14 protein-coding genes are annotated in these 14,750 nt (G+C 62.4%); 9 read left to right on the forward strand and 5 right to left on the reverse strand.

What is annotated here, in order from left to right:
- The first annotated feature begins 112 nt into the window (after nt 1–112).
- A complete protein-coding gene (locus tag AC1RKJ_RS14460) occupies nt 113–2,446 on the forward strand; it encodes a xanthine dehydrogenase family protein molybdopterin-binding subunit (RefSeq protein WP_492791627.1) in 2,334 nt (777 codons plus the stop codon).
- A 10-nt stretch (nt 2,447–2,456) separates the two neighbouring features.
- Here the strand turns inward: AC1RKJ_RS14460 and AC1RKJ_RS14465 are convergent, their stop codons facing one another.
- The gene (locus AC1RKJ_RS14465) at nt 2,457–3,329 is read right to left on the reverse strand and encodes an SDR family oxidoreductase (protein WP_492791628.1); all 873 of its coding nucleotides are present in this window, start codon (nt 3,327–3,329) and stop codon (nt 2,457–2,459) included.
- A 78-nt stretch (nt 3,330–3,407) separates the two neighbouring features.
- On the opposite strand from AC1RKJ_RS14465, the gene AC1RKJ_RS14470 reads away from it, so the two are divergent.
- Entirely contained in the window at nt 3,408–3,674 is a 267-nt protein-coding gene (locus AC1RKJ_RS14470) for a DUF7662 domain-containing protein (protein WP_492791629.1), read from the forward strand.
- A 2-nt stretch (nt 3,675–3,676) separates the two neighbouring features.
- Here AC1RKJ_RS14470 and AC1RKJ_RS14475 read toward each other — a convergent pair whose 3' ends face one another.
- Entirely contained in the window at nt 3,677–4,381 is a 705-nt protein-coding gene (locus AC1RKJ_RS14475; RefSeq protein ID WP_492791630.1) for a molybdate ABC transporter substrate-binding protein, read from the reverse strand.
- A 22-nt stretch (nt 4,382–4,403) separates the two neighbouring features.
- Entirely contained in the window at nt 4,404–5,369 is a 966-nt protein-coding gene (locus tag AC1RKJ_RS14480) for a tripartite tricarboxylate transporter substrate binding protein (RefSeq protein ID WP_492791631.1), read from the reverse strand.
- 204 nt (nt 5,370–5,573) lie between these two features.
- On the opposite strand from AC1RKJ_RS14480, the gene AC1RKJ_RS14485 reads away from it, so the two are divergent.
- A complete protein-coding gene (locus tag AC1RKJ_RS14485) occupies nt 5,574–6,770 on the forward strand; it encodes an ABC transporter substrate-binding protein (protein WP_492791632.1) in 1,197 nt (398 codons plus the stop codon).
- Between the two features lie 142 nt (nt 6,771–6,912).
- Complete coding sequence (locus tag AC1RKJ_RS14490; protein WP_492791633.1) at nt 6,913–7,332, forward strand: DUF1496 domain-containing protein; 420 nt, start codon at nt 6,913–6,915, stop codon at nt 7,330–7,332.
- 59 nt (nt 7,333–7,391) lie between these two features.
- Here AC1RKJ_RS14490 and AC1RKJ_RS14495 read toward each other — a convergent pair whose 3' ends face one another.
- Nucleotides 7,392–8,846 (reverse strand): caspase family protein, encoded by a 1,455-nt coding sequence (locus tag AC1RKJ_RS14495; protein ID WP_492791634.1) that lies wholly within the window; start codon nt 8,844–8,846, stop codon nt 7,392–7,394.
- A 166-nt stretch (nt 8,847–9,012) separates the two neighbouring features.
- Between AC1RKJ_RS14495 and AC1RKJ_RS14500 the strand changes: the two genes are divergently transcribed.
- Nucleotides 9,013–10,182 (forward strand): mandelate racemase/muconate lactonizing enzyme family protein, encoded by a 1,170-nt coding sequence (locus AC1RKJ_RS14500; protein ID WP_492791635.1) that lies wholly within the window; start codon nt 9,013–9,015, stop codon nt 10,180–10,182.
- A 183-nt stretch (nt 10,183–10,365) separates the two neighbouring features.
- A complete protein-coding gene (locus tag AC1RKJ_RS14505; RefSeq protein WP_492791636.1) occupies nt 10,366–10,521 on the forward strand; it encodes a hypothetical protein in 156 nt (51 codons plus the stop codon).
- A gap of 171 nt (nt 10,522–10,692) precedes the next feature.
- Here AC1RKJ_RS14505 and AC1RKJ_RS14510 read toward each other — a convergent pair whose 3' ends face one another.
- Complete coding sequence (locus tag AC1RKJ_RS14510) at nt 10,693–11,916, reverse strand: polyhydroxyalkanoate depolymerase (RefSeq protein ID WP_492791637.1); 1,224 nt, start codon at nt 11,914–11,916, stop codon at nt 10,693–10,695.
- Nucleotides 11,917–12,099: 183 nt separating this feature from the next.
- Between AC1RKJ_RS14510 and AC1RKJ_RS14515 the strand changes: the two genes are divergently transcribed.
- From AC1RKJ_RS14515 to AC1RKJ_RS14525, 3 genes are all read left to right on the forward strand, one after another.
- Nucleotides 12,100–12,753 (forward strand): glutathione S-transferase family protein, encoded by a 654-nt coding sequence (locus AC1RKJ_RS14515; protein WP_492791638.1) that lies wholly within the window; start codon nt 12,100–12,102, stop codon nt 12,751–12,753.
- Nucleotides 12,754–13,039: 286 nt separating this feature from the next.
- Nucleotides 13,040–14,179 carry a hypothetical protein gene (locus tag AC1RKJ_RS14520; RefSeq protein WP_492791639.1) on the forward strand — a complete coding sequence of 380 codons (1,140 nt, stop codon included), beginning with the start codon at nt 13,040–13,042 and terminating at the stop codon, nt 14,177–14,179.
- 76 nt (nt 14,180–14,255) lie between these two features.
- The gene (locus tag AC1RKJ_RS14525; protein WP_492791640.1) at nt 14,256–14,612 is read left to right on the forward strand and encodes a nuclear transport factor 2 family protein; all 357 of its coding nucleotides are present in this window, start codon (nt 14,256–14,258) and stop codon (nt 14,610–14,612) included.
- Nucleotides 14,613–14,750 lie beyond the last annotated feature (138 nt).

A 14,750-nucleotide genomic window follows, 5' to 3' on the forward strand; every position in this document is an offset into this window, starting at 1 on the left:
CCGGCGGACTCAACCTTGCCTGCGCGAATGTGCTAAGCGGAACCCGCATCGGGGCAGGGAATCGCGCCCGCCCGGTCGCATCATGCGCGTCACATCGTTTGAAGGAATATCGATGAACATTCTGCCCTCCAATCTGCGCTTTGGCGCGGGTCAGTCCGTCAAGCGTCTCGAGGATCAGCGGCTTCTCACAGGGCAGGGACATTTCATCGATGACAAGCCGCAGGACGGCGGGCTGTGGCTTTACGTGCTGCGTTCTCCGCACGCCCACGCGAGGATTACGGCGATCGATACCAGTGCCGCGCTGGCCATGCCGGGAGTCGCCGCCGTTTACACCGGCGCCGATCTTGTCGCGGACAATATCGGGACCATTCCGACCTTGCCGATTTTCAAGCGACCCGACGGGTCGCCGATGGCGGCGCCACCGCGGCGGCTGCTCGCGCATGAGATCGTGCGCTTCGCGGGTGAGCCGGTCGCCGTCGTGCTGGCGTCGTCGCGCGCCGATGCACAGACCGCGGCCGAAGCCATCGCCATCGATTACGACGTTCTGCCTGCGGTGGTGAGCCCGACCGAGGCGTTGGCGGCTGGAGCACCCGCGGTCTGGCCCGACGCGCCGGACAATATCGCCGCCGCCATGAGTTATGGCGATGCGGCGGCGACCGAAGCGGCGTTCGCCAGGGCGAAGCACGTTGTCTCGCTCGATCTTGCGAGCCAGCGGCTGGTGCCGTCGGCCATGGAGCCACGCAGCACCATGGCGGAGGTGGATAAAAAGACCGGACGTCTCACGTTGCACGTCCAGACCCAGACACCGACGGCGACCCGCGACGTTCTCGCGGACGTTGTGCTGAAGCGGCCGAAGGACAGCGTTCACGTGCTGGTCGGCGACATCGGCGGCGGCTTCGGCCACAAGACCAATCTCTATCCGGAAGACGGCATCGTTGCCTATGCGGCTACAAAGCTGAAGCGGACCGTGCGCTGGCGCGGCGACCGCATCGACGATTTCATCGGCGGCTCGCATGGCCGCGATCTCACGTCGATGGGTGAGTTTGCGCTCGACGAGAAAGGCCGCGTGCTGGCTTTCCGCGTGCGTTCGCTGGGCGGTACCGGGGCGTATCTGACCGGCGCGGGCGTCATCATTCCGCTGGTGCTCGGGCCGTTCGTCGCGACCGGCGTCTATGACCTGCCGCTGGTCCATTTCGACATCAAGGCGGTGCTGACGAATACAGCGCCGACCGGACCTTATCGCGGGGCCGGACGGCCGGAAGCGGTGTTCATCGTCGAGCGTTTGATGGATGCCGCAGCGCGCCAGATCGGTATGGATCCGCGTCAGATCCGCAAGGTCAACTACATCAAGCCCGCGCAGATTCCCTACACCAACGCCGTCGGTCAGGTTTACGACAGCGGCGCCTTCGCGCACATGCTCGATCGCGCCTCGACGCTCGCGGACTGGGACGGCTTTGCCGCTCGCAAGAAGGCCGCGAAAAAGAAGGGTCTGCTGTATGGACGCGGCCTCACCAGCTACATCGAATGGACCGGCGGGCGTGTTCACACCGAGAAGGTGACGCTGCAGGCCACGGCGGCAGGCCGGGTGGAATTGCATTCCGGCACGCAGGCGATGGGGCAGGGACTTCAGACCAGCTATTCGCAGATGGTCGCCGCTGCGCTCGGCATTCCGCTCGATCGCATCGACGTCGTTCAGGGCGACACGGACAAAGCCACGGGCGGTGGCAGCGTCGGTTCGCGTTCGCTGTTCGTCGGCGGCACGGCTGCGGTTGTGTCGGCCGGCGATCTCATTCAGAAGGCACGCGAGAAGGCCTCGCACGCGCTCGAAGCCTCAGTCGGCGATATCGAATACAGCGACGGCTTTCTCACAGTGGTCGGCACCGACCGCCGCGTCAGCCTGTTCGATCTGGCGAAGAGCGAGAAAGACGCGCGCCTCAGTGTCGACAGTCAAGGCGATGTGGACGGGCCGACCTGGCCGAACGGCACGCACATCTGCGAAGTCGAAATCGACCCGGAGACCGGCGTCACCAGGGTGGCGCGCTACACGACGGTCGATGATGTCGGCGTCGCCATCAATCCGATGCTGGTGACGGGTCAGATCCACGGCGGTGTCGCGCAGGGCATCGGCCAGGCGCTGTATGAAGGCGTGGTCTACGATTCGTCGGGGCAGTTGCTGACTGCGAGCTATCAGGACTATTGCATCCCGCGCGCCAGCGACATGCCGCATGATATCATTGTGACGCTGGACGAATCCGCGCCATGCGTGACCAATCCGCTGGGCGCAAAGGGCTGTGGTGAATCCGGCGCGATCGGCGGACCGCCCTGCATCGTTAACGGCGTGATGGATGCGCTGAGCGATCTCGGTATCTCCGGATTGCAGACGCCGCTGACGCCGGTGAAAATCTGGGAAGCGATTCGCGCCGCCAAAAGCGACAAGGCGGCGTGATGCGTTTCGTTCAGCGCGGCCCTTCACCTGCCGCACGGAGCGCCGTGAGGCCCTCGCGGTAGGTCGGATAGGCCAGCGTGATGCCGAGCTCGGTGCGCAGCAGATTGTTCCGCACCCGCTTGCTCTCGGCGTAGAACGAACGGCCCATCTCGGTGAGGCCAGCGTCTTCAAGGCTGATTTCGGGCGGCGGCTCGATGCCGCAGAGTTGTGCCGCGAAGGTCACCACATCCTGCGGCGGTGCGGGCTCGTTGTCGGTGACGTTATAGGTCGCACCGGCGCGCGGCCGCTCAAGCGAAGCATCGATCGTGCGCGCAATGTCCTCGACATGGATGCGGTTGAACACCTGGCCCGGCTTGACGATCCGCCGCGCCGTCCCTCGTGCCAGTTGCACGAGCTGGCTCTGGCCGGGGCCGTAGATGCCCGCGAGACGGAAAACATGCACCGGGATGTTGTTCGCGGCCCCGAAGGTCAGCCACGCCTGCTCGGCGTCAGCGCGTTCGCGCGAGCGCGCATTGGTTGGTGCCGCCGGCGTCTGTTCGTCGACCCACGCGCCGCCGTGATCGCCGTACACGCCGATGGTCGAGAGATAGCCGATCCACCGCAGCTTCGGCGCGGCGGCGATCTGCGTTGCGTAGCTCGCAAGTACCGGATCGCCTTTGCCGGGCGGCACGGAGATCAGCAGCGCCTCGCAGGCGGCGAGGTCGCCCTCGATCGTGTCGTCGCGGCCGTCCGGCCCGAACACGAGCGCCGACAGTCCGGCAGCGGACAAGGCCTGCGCCTTGTCGCGCGACCGCACGGTTCCACTCACACTGTCGCCGCGCGCGATGCGCCGCTCCGCGATGGTCCGCCCGCTGAAACCGAGGCCGAAGACAAACAGATTCACGAATAGCCCTGTTCAAAAGCTTTGATGCGACGTACCTATCGGCTCACGGACCAACTTTCAATGCAACGGAGTGCCGGATTGGGCGACTATGATCCGCTTCGCGAATATCTGTCGCGCCAGCATTTGCCTGAACTCGTTCTGACTTTCGAGGAAATCGAGGACATGCTTGGCTTCGCGCTGCCGCGCGCCTCGCAGCGCGCGTCGTGGTGGGAGAAAGAGCGAAATCCTGAGAACGCGCGGCCGCAGCGTGACGCGATCCGCGATGGCGGCTATGAGGCGACGCGGCTTGCCGACGGCAAGGGCGTGCGCTTTCGCAAGCTCACCGCTGGACGGTTTCGGCGCTAGCATCAAATTTGATCGACAAATCCCGCGCGCTGCCGAAGCGCGCGATGCTCGGTCGCCGTGAGCAGGTCGATAAATGCCTGTCCCATTCCGGCATGTTTTGTCGTCGCGGTCAGCGCGGCGGCATACATGGTGGCGAGATCGTAACCGCGCGGCAGCGCTCCGATCAGTGTCAGGTCGCGCGTGTTGAGAATTTCGGTGGTCTGCGTGCAGCCGATGGGGCGTTTTGCATCCGATGCCGCGAGGTTTCGCATCGCCGTCGCCCCGTTGGGAAACTCCCGGATTCGATCCGCGACCTCCGCTGCGATCCCCAACCCCTCAAGCATTGTTGCGACGTGAATTCCCGCGGTCGAGGATTTGGTGTCGGGCACGAAGATGGCGTCGGACGTGAGCAGGGCGGCGCGCAGCTCATCTGCGTTGCCGATGGAAACGATAGGATCGCCGGTTCGCACGGCGACCGCGGTTTCGACAAGCCCCACATTCCTTGTTGTGGAGGGATCGATAAGGTTTTGCTCGGCGAGCGCGTTGAGAACCGCAGTTGTGAGCACCACCACATCGGCAGGTGCGCCCGCCCGCAATTTACTGGCCATGGTGCCGACCGCGCCGAACTCGCCTTCGACGGTCCAGCTCGTAACTTGTTTGAATGTTGGCGCAAGCGCATCGGCAAGCCCCTGCGCGGCGCCGCCGCTGAGAATTCTCAGTTTGGTCATAAAGGATGTCTTCTTGTTATTGTTACTGCGCCTTGCTCTCGATCGCCTTGACCACGGCGGCCCATTTCACGATATCGCCGCGCAGGAACGCATCGAACTGCGCGGGCGTCATCGCCATCGGGCTCGCGCCCTGACCGGCCCAGAGCGAGACGATCTCCGGACGCCGGACGGCGTCGCTGATCGCGGCATTCAATTGCGCGACCACGGCCGGTGGCGTACCAGCCGGCGCCATGATGCCGAGCCAGATGGTTGCGTCATAGCCGGGTACGCCGGCTTCGGCCACGGTCGGAATATAGGGCAGCACGCTTGATCTCGTCTGTCCCGTGGTCGCCAGCGCGCGCACCTGACCCGCGGTGATGTTCGGCATCATGGTGGTGACGGCGTCGATCATCATTTCGATCTGCCCGCCGATCACATTGCTGCGCGCCTCGCCGCTTCCGCGATGCGGGACATGAACGATGTTGGTGCCCGTCATCGATTTAAAAAGCTCGCCCGCCATGTGGTAGGGCGTGCCCTGGCCGGACGATGCATAGTTGAGCTTGCCGGGCTGCGCGCGCGCCAGCGCAATGAATTCCGCCAGCGTCTTCGCCCGCACCGAGGGGTGAACGACAATGACAAGGTCCGAGGTGTTGACCGGCGCGATGGGAACGAAGTCGCGCATCAGCTCGTAGTTTCGATTGGGCAGCAGCGACTCGTTCGCGGTCTGCGCGTTCGACATCATCAGCAGCGTATAGCCGTCGGGTACAGCCTTCGCGGCTTCCAGCGTTCCAATGACGGCGCCTGCGCCCGGCCGGTTCTCCACCACGACCGGCTGTCCGAACCGTTCCTGGAGCGTCTTGCCGATCAGCCGTGCGTTGACATCGGCCGGTCCGCCAGCGCCGAACGGCACGATGATCTTGACCATACGGGAGGGAAAATCTTGCGCCGGGGCCTGCGATGCCGAGAAAAGAAGAGCGCCGATGGCGATGGCAAACCCGAGATGTCTCATGAATTGCGCCTCAGGCGCCGGCGGGCGCGCCGCGCATCAAAGCCGAAACCAGACCGGTTGCCAACGGTGTCCACCAGGCGGTTCTTGGTGCGCCGCAATATGATCTTGCAAGAACTGCGCGGCTTTACGGCGAAAGTTCAATACCCTGCTCATGTGCGATTTTCGCTATAAGGATGTCCTAAAATAAAAAACAGGGAGATTTGCATGACATCGAAATTTCTGGCTGCCGCGGTCGCGGCGTTCAGCCTGACGACGGCGCTGCCGGCGGCTGCGCAAGGCGTCAAGATTGGAATTCTCAACGATCAGTCCGGCGTTTACGCTGACTACGGCGGCAAGTGGTCCTTCGAGGCGGCCAAGATGGCGGTCGAGGATTTCGGTGGCACGGTGCTCGGCCAGAAGATCGAAGTGATCTCCGCCGATCACCAGAACAAGCCGGACCTTGGCGTTAGCATCGCGCGCCGCTGGTACGAGGTCGAGAACGTCGACATGATCACCGAACTGACCACGTCGTCAGTCGCGCTCGCAGTCCACGATCTCTCCAAGCAGATGAAGAAGATCGATATCGTGGTTGGCGCGGCAACCTCGCGTCTGAGCGGCGATGCATGTCAGCCTTATGGCTTTCACTGGGCGTATGACACCCGCGCGCTTGCCTACGGTACCGGCGGTGCACTGGTGAAGGCCGGCGGCGATACATGGTTCTTCATGACCGCCGATTACGCGTTCGGTCATGCGCTGGAGAAAGACACCGGCGACTTCGTCACCCAGCAGGGCGGCAAGGTCGTGGGCGCGGTTCGCATTCCCTTGAACACCGCCGACTTCTCCTCGTTCCTGCTGCAGGCACAAAGCTCGAAAGCGAAGATCATCGGTCTCGCCAATGCCGGTCTCGACACCACCAACTCGATCAAGCAGGCGGCGGAATTCGGCATCGTCAAGGGTGGCCAGAAGCTCGCTGGACTGCTGCTGACGGCGGCTGAAGTCCACGGCCTCGGTCTTGAAGCCGCGCAGGGTCTCGTGCTGACCGAGGGCTATTACTGGGATCGCGACGCGCGGTCGCGCAATCTCGGCGAGAAGTTCTTCAAGCGCACCGGCCGGATGCCCAACATGATCCAGGCCGGCACTTACTCGGCGACCTTGCAGTACCTGAAAGCCGTCAAGGCCGCGGGCACCAAGGACACCGAGGCGGTTGCCAAGAAGCTCAAGGAACTGCCGGTCGACGACGACTTCGCGCAGGGCGGCAAGGTTCTCGAAAACGGCCGCATGGTGCACGACCTCTATCTGTTCGAGGTCAAGAAGCCGTCCGAGTCCAAGAAGCCCTGGGATTACTACAAGGAGCTTGCGGTGGTGCCGGGCGACAAGGCGTTCCCGTCCGCCAAGGAGTCGGGCTGTCCGCTGACGAAGTAATACCGAACCCCGCCATCCGGTCCGGCGCTGTGCAGGGCCGGATGATGGGTGATTTTCAATTGACGATATTTGAAGCTGTTTTCCTTAAGCATTTTTGCGCAGGTCGCCTTCTTGAAGCGGCCGCGCCGCGCTAAGATGGCGAATGAACCGCATTCTCCCGCTGTGCCTTCTTCTTTTGCTTGGCCTGCCCGCCGCCGCCCAAGCGCCGCCGGAGCAGAAGCCTTCGGCCGAACAAAAATCCTCGCCTGAGCAGAAGTCTCCGGTTGAACAAAAGCCCGCCGCGCTCGTCTGCATCTACAACAGCCGGAGCTACAGCGAGGGCGCGACCGTCTGCGTGCAGAAGGCGATGATGCAGACCTGCACATCTGACGGCACGAAGGCCACATGGACCACGGTCACGGATGAGAAACTGAGCAGCCGCTGCGTAACGCCGGCACCGCGCCTGTCGAAGTATCAGCGGCGTGCGCTCTGGAATCGCCGGAATGTCGCCAGGGAAATCACCGCCGGGACCGATCGTTCGCCGTTCTGCTTTGTCACAAACGGCCAGCGGTTCTGCGAATAGGCTGATCGATCCGCCAGAAGCGGCAGCTATCGGAAGGTTGTCCGCGCCCGTTCAAACGATCAGTTGGTCTTGTAGATCGTATTGGCCCAGGTGCCGCCGCACGTCTCCTCGCGGTTGCCGGTGCATTTGGCGTTGCAGTTGTCGGCCGCGCCGAACTTGCCGAACTTGTTGCCGCAGAAACAGTGACCGCCATATTGCGTTCCGGCGTGACTGAAGCCTTTGTCACGACAGGTAGAGACGCACAGTTGCGTCGTCATCTTGCCGTCGTAGAAGGTGTAGCCGTCAAGATCGCGCTTGCTGTCATCCTTGAAGCATCCGAGATAGCCGTTCGCCGCTGGAGTGGTCGCGGTGCTGGCGGACGGGGTCACCGCGGCAGTGACCGCGGAAGGCGATGCAGGCTCGCCGGCTTTTTGCGCGGGATGCAGTGAGCGTTCGTCCGGCTTCGCGCTTGCGACCCTGGTGTCCTGTGTTTTCAGGTCTTGCAGGCGGGCGCGGGCAAGGTCGCCATAGATGCTGTCGCCGAAGCGCCGCACGAAGGCTTCGAGCACAGTGGCGCTCGTGGTTGCGGACACCGCGCGCCAGGCTTCCGCGATCTCGTTGGACGACGGCGACGGCGCTGCATTGACCGGTACGCGCGCGGCGGCCGATGCGGCCGGATCGACTGACGCGACCTGCGCGGGCTTGTCCTCGGTTTTCTTCGACTCGGCTTTGGCCGTTGCGGCCTGTGCATCCACGATGGCGACCGTGTTGCCGCCGAGCGAGCCATACACATATGGCTCCTGCTTGCGGCTCGTGGAGGAGAGCACCGAGTCGCGCACGCGCCCGAATGCGATGCGCAGATCGACGCCCGGCGTCGCGATGTGTTCGAGCAGCGCGGTGGTGAAGGGGCTGTTGCTGTTGTCGCCGTCGAGCGCCACCGAGCCCGCCTTGGCGGCGAACGCGATCAGTGTGTCGGACACCGTCGGCTCGATCTTGGCGAGACCGCGTCCGACCGAGCGCGACGCCACCGTGCGCTTCATGGTCTTGGCGAACGGATTATCGCGGCAGGCATCCAGCATCACGAGACGCAGGCGCTTGGCGGGCTCGATCGCCTTCAGCAGCCGGTCGAGCGACAGCGCTTCGTCCTCGATGTCGAAATCGCGCGCCAGTTTCGCATCTGCCGGCACCAGATAGTTGGTGCCGTCGACCTCGATGCCGTGGCCGGCGAAGAACACCACGGCGACATCGGCGTCCTGTGCCTTGTCCGAGAAATCGCCGACCGCTCGGCGCAGATCGGCGATGCCGACATCGCGCCGGGTTTCGACTACATCGAATCCCGATTTCCGGAACAGGTTCGCCATCGCGTCGGCGTCGTTCGACGGGTTAGGCAGTTTGGCGACATGCTGATAGGCGGAAATGCCGAGCACCAGAGCGACACGCTTGTCGGCGCGCGCGGCGGTCGCGGTCAACTGCGCCACGGACAGCATCGCAAACAGGATCAGGAAAAATCGCAGCACGGTGCGCAAGGGAAGCATCTCCTGGATTTCCGGCCCGCTCTTTACCACAGGCGGCAATGAGCGGAAAAGAGGCGGAATGCCGCAAAAAACCCGCGGTTTCGCTTGAACTTTTCACGCCCTTGGGCGACATCGCTGCTCGGTATATGACGCCAGAAACATTACAGAACAACAAGCAGGAGCCGCCATGTCCGTTCGCATCGTCGATGTCCGCGAGATCACCAAGCCAATCTCGTCCCCGATCCGCAATGCCTATATCGACTTCACCAAGATGACGACGAGCCTTGTTGCGGTGGTGACCGACGTCGTGCGCGACGGCAAGCGCGTGGTCGGCTACGGCTTCAACTCCAACGGACGTTACGGGCAGGGCGGGTTGATCCGCGAACGCTTCGCGCCGCGCATTCTCGAAGCCGAGCCGAAGTCGCTGCTCGATGAAACCGGCGGCAACATCGATCCCGACAAGGTCTGGGCTGCGATGATGTCCAATGAAAAGCCCGGCGGCCACGGCGAGCGCTCGGTCGCGGTCGGTACGCTCGACATGGCGGTGTGGGATGCGATGGCGAAGATCGCAGGCAAACCGCTGTTTCGCCTGCTGGCGGAGCGTCACAAGCGCGAAGCCAATCCGCGCGTGTTCGTCTATGCCGCCGGCGGATACTATTATCCCGGCAAGGACAACACCGCGCTTTGCAAGGAAATGCGCGGCTATCTCGATCGCGGCTACAACGTCGTGAAGATGAAAATCGGCGGCGCGTCGCTCAAGGAGGATCAGGGGCGCATCGAGGCTGTGCTGAAGGAAATCGGCTCGCAGGCGCAGCTCGCGGTCGACGCCAATGGCCGCTTCGATCTGGAGACCGCCATCGCCTACGCCAAGATGCTGCGTCAGTATCCGCTGTTCTGGTATGAAGAGATCGGCGATCCGCTGGACTTCGCATTGCAGGCGACGATGGCGGATTTCTATCCGGGACCGATGGCGACGGGCGAAAATCTTTTCAGCCATCAGGATGCACGCAATCTTATTCGACACGGCGGCATGCGGCCCGATCGCGACTGGCTGCAGTTCGACTGCGCTTTGTCGTATGGCCTCTGCGAGTATCAGCGCACGCTTGAGGTTTTGAAAGCGCACGGCTGGTTGCCGTCGCGTTGCGTGCCGCATGGCGGGCATCAGATGTCGCTGAACATCGCGGCGGGCCTCGGCCTCGGCGGCAACGAAAGCTATCCGGACCTGTTCCAGCCTTACGGCGGTTTCCCCGACGGCGTGCGCGTCGAGAACGGCCACATCACCATGCCGGATCTGCCGGGCATCGGCTTCGAGGGCAAGTCCGATCTCTATGCCGAGATGAAGGCGCTGGCGGCGTAAATGACGCTTCGCGCGTCATATCGACAAAATCGATTTGAAGCCTCCGGATTTCTCGTTTGCCAAAATCGTAGAGAGGCCTAGATTTACCGGACGTGAGGCAGACCGAACCCCGAACCTGCCAGGAAGACGCCGCGGCGTCCGGACCCAACCCGGATTGCCGCGGCGAACGGAGGGATCAAAACCATGCAGACCGGAAAGCAAGAGCGCATCCCATTCCTGCGCGTTTTTCTGGCGTGGCTCGCGCACCGCCTTGCGCGCGGGCAGGCGTCGATGAAACCGGCATACAGCGCCGTCGCTGTCCCGGTGCTCGCCGTGCGCGGCAAGCCGTCGCGCGGATGAGTGAGCGGAACGCGACTCCGACGAGAGGGCGTCGCCGAAAGAGAGATCGTGAGAAATTGAAAGTCGTCTGAGAGTGGTCCGCCCGTCATTTGGCGGACGGCCATTCTTCCTCAAACTGAAGGCCGCCTGTTCGCAGGTGGCCTCTTTTTTTGACCCGATCGCGAGCCGCCGTCACGAATTGACGTGAATGAAGTCCCGCAGCAGCGGATAGATTTCGTTGTTCCACTTGCGGCCGCTGAACACCCCATAGTGTCCCACGCCGGCCTGCATATGATGCACCTTGCGGTAGGCGCGCACGCCGGTGCAGAGGTCCTGCGCTGCGAGGGTCTGCCCGATCGAACAGATGTCGTCCTTCTCGCCCTCCACGGTCATCAGGCCCATCTTCTTGATCGAGGCGCAGTTCACCGGACGGCCGTGGTAGGTGAGCTTGCCCTGCGGCAGCAGATGTTCCTGAAACACGTCGCGGATGGTGTCGATGTAGAAATCAGCCGGCAGATCCATCACCGCGAAGTATTCGTCGTAGAACGTCTTGATGGTGTCGGCTTTCTCAGTCTCGCCTTTTGCCAGATGCTCGAGCAAATCCTTGTGCGACTTGAGGTGGCGATCGAGATTCATCGACACGAATGCCGTGACCTGGATGAAGCCCGGATAGACTTTGCGGAACGCGCCCTTGCACTGCATCGGGACGTACTGGATCAGGGTGTCCTCGAACCACTTCAAGGGTTTTGATTTTGCGAAGTCGTTGACCTTGGTGGGCGCGATGCGGGTGTCGATCGGCCCCGCCATCAAGGTGAGGCTCGCCGGGCGCGCGGGGTGATTGTCCTCTGACATGATCGCGCAGGCGGCGAGCGCCGACACTGACGGCTGGCAGATCGCGACCATGTGCGACTTCGGGCCGATCTGATCCATGAACGTGATGAGATGTTCGGTATATTCGTCGAGGCCGAACTTGCCTTGATTGAGCGGAATGTCGCGCGGGTTATGCCAGTCGGTGATGTAGACGTCGTGATCCTGCAGCAGTGTCTGCACCGTGCCGCGCAGCAGCGTCGCGAAGTGTCCCGACATCGGCGCGACCAGCAGGACCTTCGGCTGCGCCGGTGCGCCTTCCTTCTTGAAATGCAGCAGTGAGCCGAACGGCGTCGCGAACGGGATTTCCTCGATGACCTCGCATTTGCGGTTGCCGACCAGAACAGGCTTGATGTCATAGTCGGGCCGCTTGTAGGTCAGCGACGTCCGCGAGATCATCTCGAACGCGGCCGCGAGCCGTCCGAACACCTTGTCGGAGACGCCCTCCGGAAACATCCTGAGATACGCCATCGCCGTGGCTGCGCCCGAGCGCAACGGCGCGGCGAAATCCATGGTGTTCTGATAGGCCTGATACATCATCGGCGACATCCACGTCATTCCCCTGCTTTGTCGTCATGCAACAATGACGCCAGAGCGCCGTCAATTGGCCTTAGGAACTGGCATGTCGTTTGCTGTGTGTAAAAGGAGCAGGCGCTTAAACAACAGGCAGGCTCGGCGAACGGCGGGCTGTCGGCACCGCTTCTTTGATGTGCAGGCGTAAGGAGGGCGACCATGGCCAAGGCCACTTTGACAATCAGCAGCAAGAACTATTCGTCATGGTCGCTGCGCGGCTGGCTGCTCACCAAATTTTCGGGGCTGGAGTTCGACGAGATCGTCACCGCCGCCGATGATCAATCGGCGCGTGCGGAAATCCTGCTGCTGTCGTCGTCGATCCTGGTGCCGTGTCTGCGGCATGACGGGGCGACGGTCTGGGATACGCTGGCGATCGGCGAATATCTCAACGATCTCATGCCCGATGCGGGTTTATTGCCGTCCGAGCGCATTCCCCGCGCGCACTGCCGCTCGATCTGCGGCGAGATTCATTCCGGCTTCGCGACCCTGCGCTCGTCGCTGCCGGTCAACATCAAGGGGCATTTTCCCGGCTTCAAGATCTGGTCGCGGGCGCAGGCGGACATCGACCGGATCTGCGCGATCTGGAGCGACTGCCTGGAAAAATCCGGCGGGCCGTTCCTGTTCGGGCATCGTTCGATGGCGGACGCGATGTACGCGCCGGTGGTGACGCGCTTCCTGACCTACGATGTGCAGATCGGCCCGACACTGGCGAGCTATGCAAAACGGATCATCAGCCTTCCTGAAATGCAGGAATGGATCGAGGCGGCACGGCTGGAGCCCGCCGATATCGAGGAGCTTGAGGTGGAATATTAGGCAGCGGCGCAGCGCAATTGCCTGATCGCTGGGCCCAATATCATCACTTGCGCGGATCTGTGACCGTGCCTGACTGGGATGCCAGAGCTTCTTAAGTCGATCGCGAGTCGTTGCGCGGCATGGCATGTCGTCCGCGCGCTCCAATCTCCCACGGATTCAGCCACATCTTTTGCTGCGTAAAAATTCCTCAGGTCACGCGCGTTCCTAATGCGGTCGCTGGCGTGGAATTCGCATGATCCTTTGCAGAAGCAACTGGCCGGGTGCCCCGCCCGGAGTGGAGAATGCCATGAATGTGCATGCCACGGTCGATTCAAAATCGCCGGGTCTGACTCACCCGAACGGTGATCCCATCCGCCTGAACACCCAGAGTTTTGTGGCGATCGATCGCCACAAGGATACGACATACGAGCCGACCTATCGCCCGCAGGCGCTCTACAGCCGCGCGAACGAAGGCTTTCATGCCAACAACGAAGCTTTCCTTCTCCATGAGGTCGCAACAAATCTGCCGATTTATCTCCCGGATACCGGCCCCACCGATTTCCACCTTCACCTTCCACCGGGTGGTTTCCAACTCGTGCTGGTGACGTCGGGGATGTTCACTTTCGATTACGATGGGCGCTTCTACAATGTGGGTCCCGGCGCGGTGATGCTGCAAAGCGCGATCGTGCATCGCCAGCTTTTTTACACATGGTCAGGGTTGTCGACCGAAGAGAATCTGAAGACGCCGCAGACGGTGGTGCCGGACGCGATGTCCATGGGCTACTCCGGCAAGTTTCTTGAAGCCTTCATCACCGATCCGACGACTTTCCCAAATCCGACGATTGTCGGTCCGGATCAAATCAACGAGGCCGAAACGCCGCGTGTGGCCTGGACCCATCCGCTGCATGACCGCCCCGCCGATGCCGGCTTCTGGCTTCAAGACCCGCTGGCGCTGGACGCGCTCTTCAAGCCGCTGGCCGGCGGTGCCGTCAAATCGGCGGTGCCGGTTTACGTGCGCGACATTGGTATCGAAGTCCCGAGTGGCCATCTCGTCACCGGCCACATCATCGCAACCGATCCGAACGGGCACTCGCTCCTGCCGAAAAGCACTTCGGCATCGGTGAACGAGGACTCTTTCGCAAAAGGCGAAGTCGTCATTTACCGCGTCATTCGCGGCACGTCCGAATTCAGGGACAGCACGGGCAAGACGTTTGAACTTGCGACCGGCGATGTGGTGACCGCGAGCAAGAACACGATCACGCTCACAGGCGTGGGCGAAAACACGCAGGTGCTGCGGCTCGGCCTCCTGAAGGGGATGGAGAAGCTTCGCAGTTGGACGCCGACGCAGCGTGACGAGATCGACGGCCTCGCCGGTCAAATCATCACCCAAAGGGACATCCGTCCCTTGCGGACCGAAGGCAAGCCGGTCGGCTATTTATACGAGTAGGCACTGGCCGCCCCGTGGCGGTTCGGGTTTCCTGTTGCTATGTGTTCCCCGAGAGATATTCACCGGGGAAGCACAGATGCCCACACGCGCGCGTGTTGATGAATTCATTGCCGTGGTCGAAGGCGGCGATCACGCCGGCGCCATCGAGCGCTATTACACCGAAGATGCCAGCATGCAGGAAAACACGTCGCCGCCGCGCGTCGGCCGCGAGGTGCTGGTGGCGCATGAACGCGGCATCCTCGCGATGATGAAAGAGGTTCACTCCAAAGCGCTGGTCTCGGTGGTTGAAGGCGACCACGTCATGATACATTGGAATTTCGATCTGGTAGGCCGCGACGGCAAGACCCGCCATGTCGATGAAATCGCGATGCAGGAATGGCGTGGCGACAAGGTGTTCCGCGAGCGGTTCTTCTACAACGCGGCGAAGGGCTGAAAATCCCCGCGCACGCCGCATGACTAAGCCTCATGTGAGCAATGACGAGGTCTCGCTTGACGCCGTGACCGGCGTCCTGACAGATGTCCGGCCAGACGAAAACGAGAAGAGCATCAGCTCTCACGAGGAAGCGCCAGT

This window comes from Afipia sp. GW822-FHT04G07, assembly GCF_058800765.1.

What these genes read in the sequence shown, in the direction of transcription:
- AC1RKJ_RS14460 (WP_492791627.1), top strand. Translation starts at nt 113, where the DNA reads ATGAACATTCTGCCCTCCAATCTGCGCTTTGGCGCGGGTCAGTCCGTC.
- AC1RKJ_RS14475 (WP_492791630.1), bottom strand. Translation starts at nt 4,381, where the DNA reads ATGACCAAACTGAGAATTCTCAGCGGCGGCGCCGCGCAGGGGCTTGCC.
- AC1RKJ_RS14480 (WP_492791631.1), bottom strand. Translation starts at nt 5,369, where the DNA reads ATGAGACATCTCGGGTTTGCCATCGCCATCGGCGCTCTTCTTTTCTCG.
- AC1RKJ_RS14485 (WP_492791632.1), top strand. Translation starts at nt 5,574, where the DNA reads ATGACATCGAAATTTCTGGCTGCCGCGGTCGCGGCGTTCAGCCTGACG.
- AC1RKJ_RS14490 (WP_492791633.1), top strand. Translation starts at nt 6,913, where the DNA reads ATGAACCGCATTCTCCCGCTGTGCCTTCTTCTTTTGCTTGGCCTGCCC.
- AC1RKJ_RS14495 (WP_492791634.1), bottom strand. Translation starts at nt 8,846, where the DNA reads ATGCTTCCCTTGCGCACCGTGCTGCGATTTTTCCTGATCCTGTTTGCG.
- AC1RKJ_RS14500 (WP_492791635.1), top strand. Translation starts at nt 9,013, where the DNA reads ATGTCCGTTCGCATCGTCGATGTCCGCGAGATCACCAAGCCAATCTCG.
- AC1RKJ_RS14505 (WP_492791636.1), top strand. Translation starts at nt 10,366, where the DNA reads ATGCAGACCGGAAAGCAAGAGCGCATCCCATTCCTGCGCGTTTTTCTG.
- AC1RKJ_RS14510 (WP_492791637.1), bottom strand. Translation starts at nt 11,916, where the DNA reads ATGTCGCCGATGATGTATCAGGCCTATCAGAACACCATGGATTTCGCC.
- AC1RKJ_RS14515 (WP_492791638.1), top strand. Translation starts at nt 12,100, where the DNA reads ATGGCCAAGGCCACTTTGACAATCAGCAGCAAGAACTATTCGTCATGG.
- AC1RKJ_RS14520 (WP_492791639.1), top strand. Translation starts at nt 13,040, where the DNA reads ATGAATGTGCATGCCACGGTCGATTCAAAATCGCCGGGTCTGACTCAC.
- AC1RKJ_RS14525 (WP_492791640.1), top strand. Translation starts at nt 14,256, where the DNA reads ATGCCCACACGCGCGCGTGTTGATGAATTCATTGCCGTGGTCGAAGGC.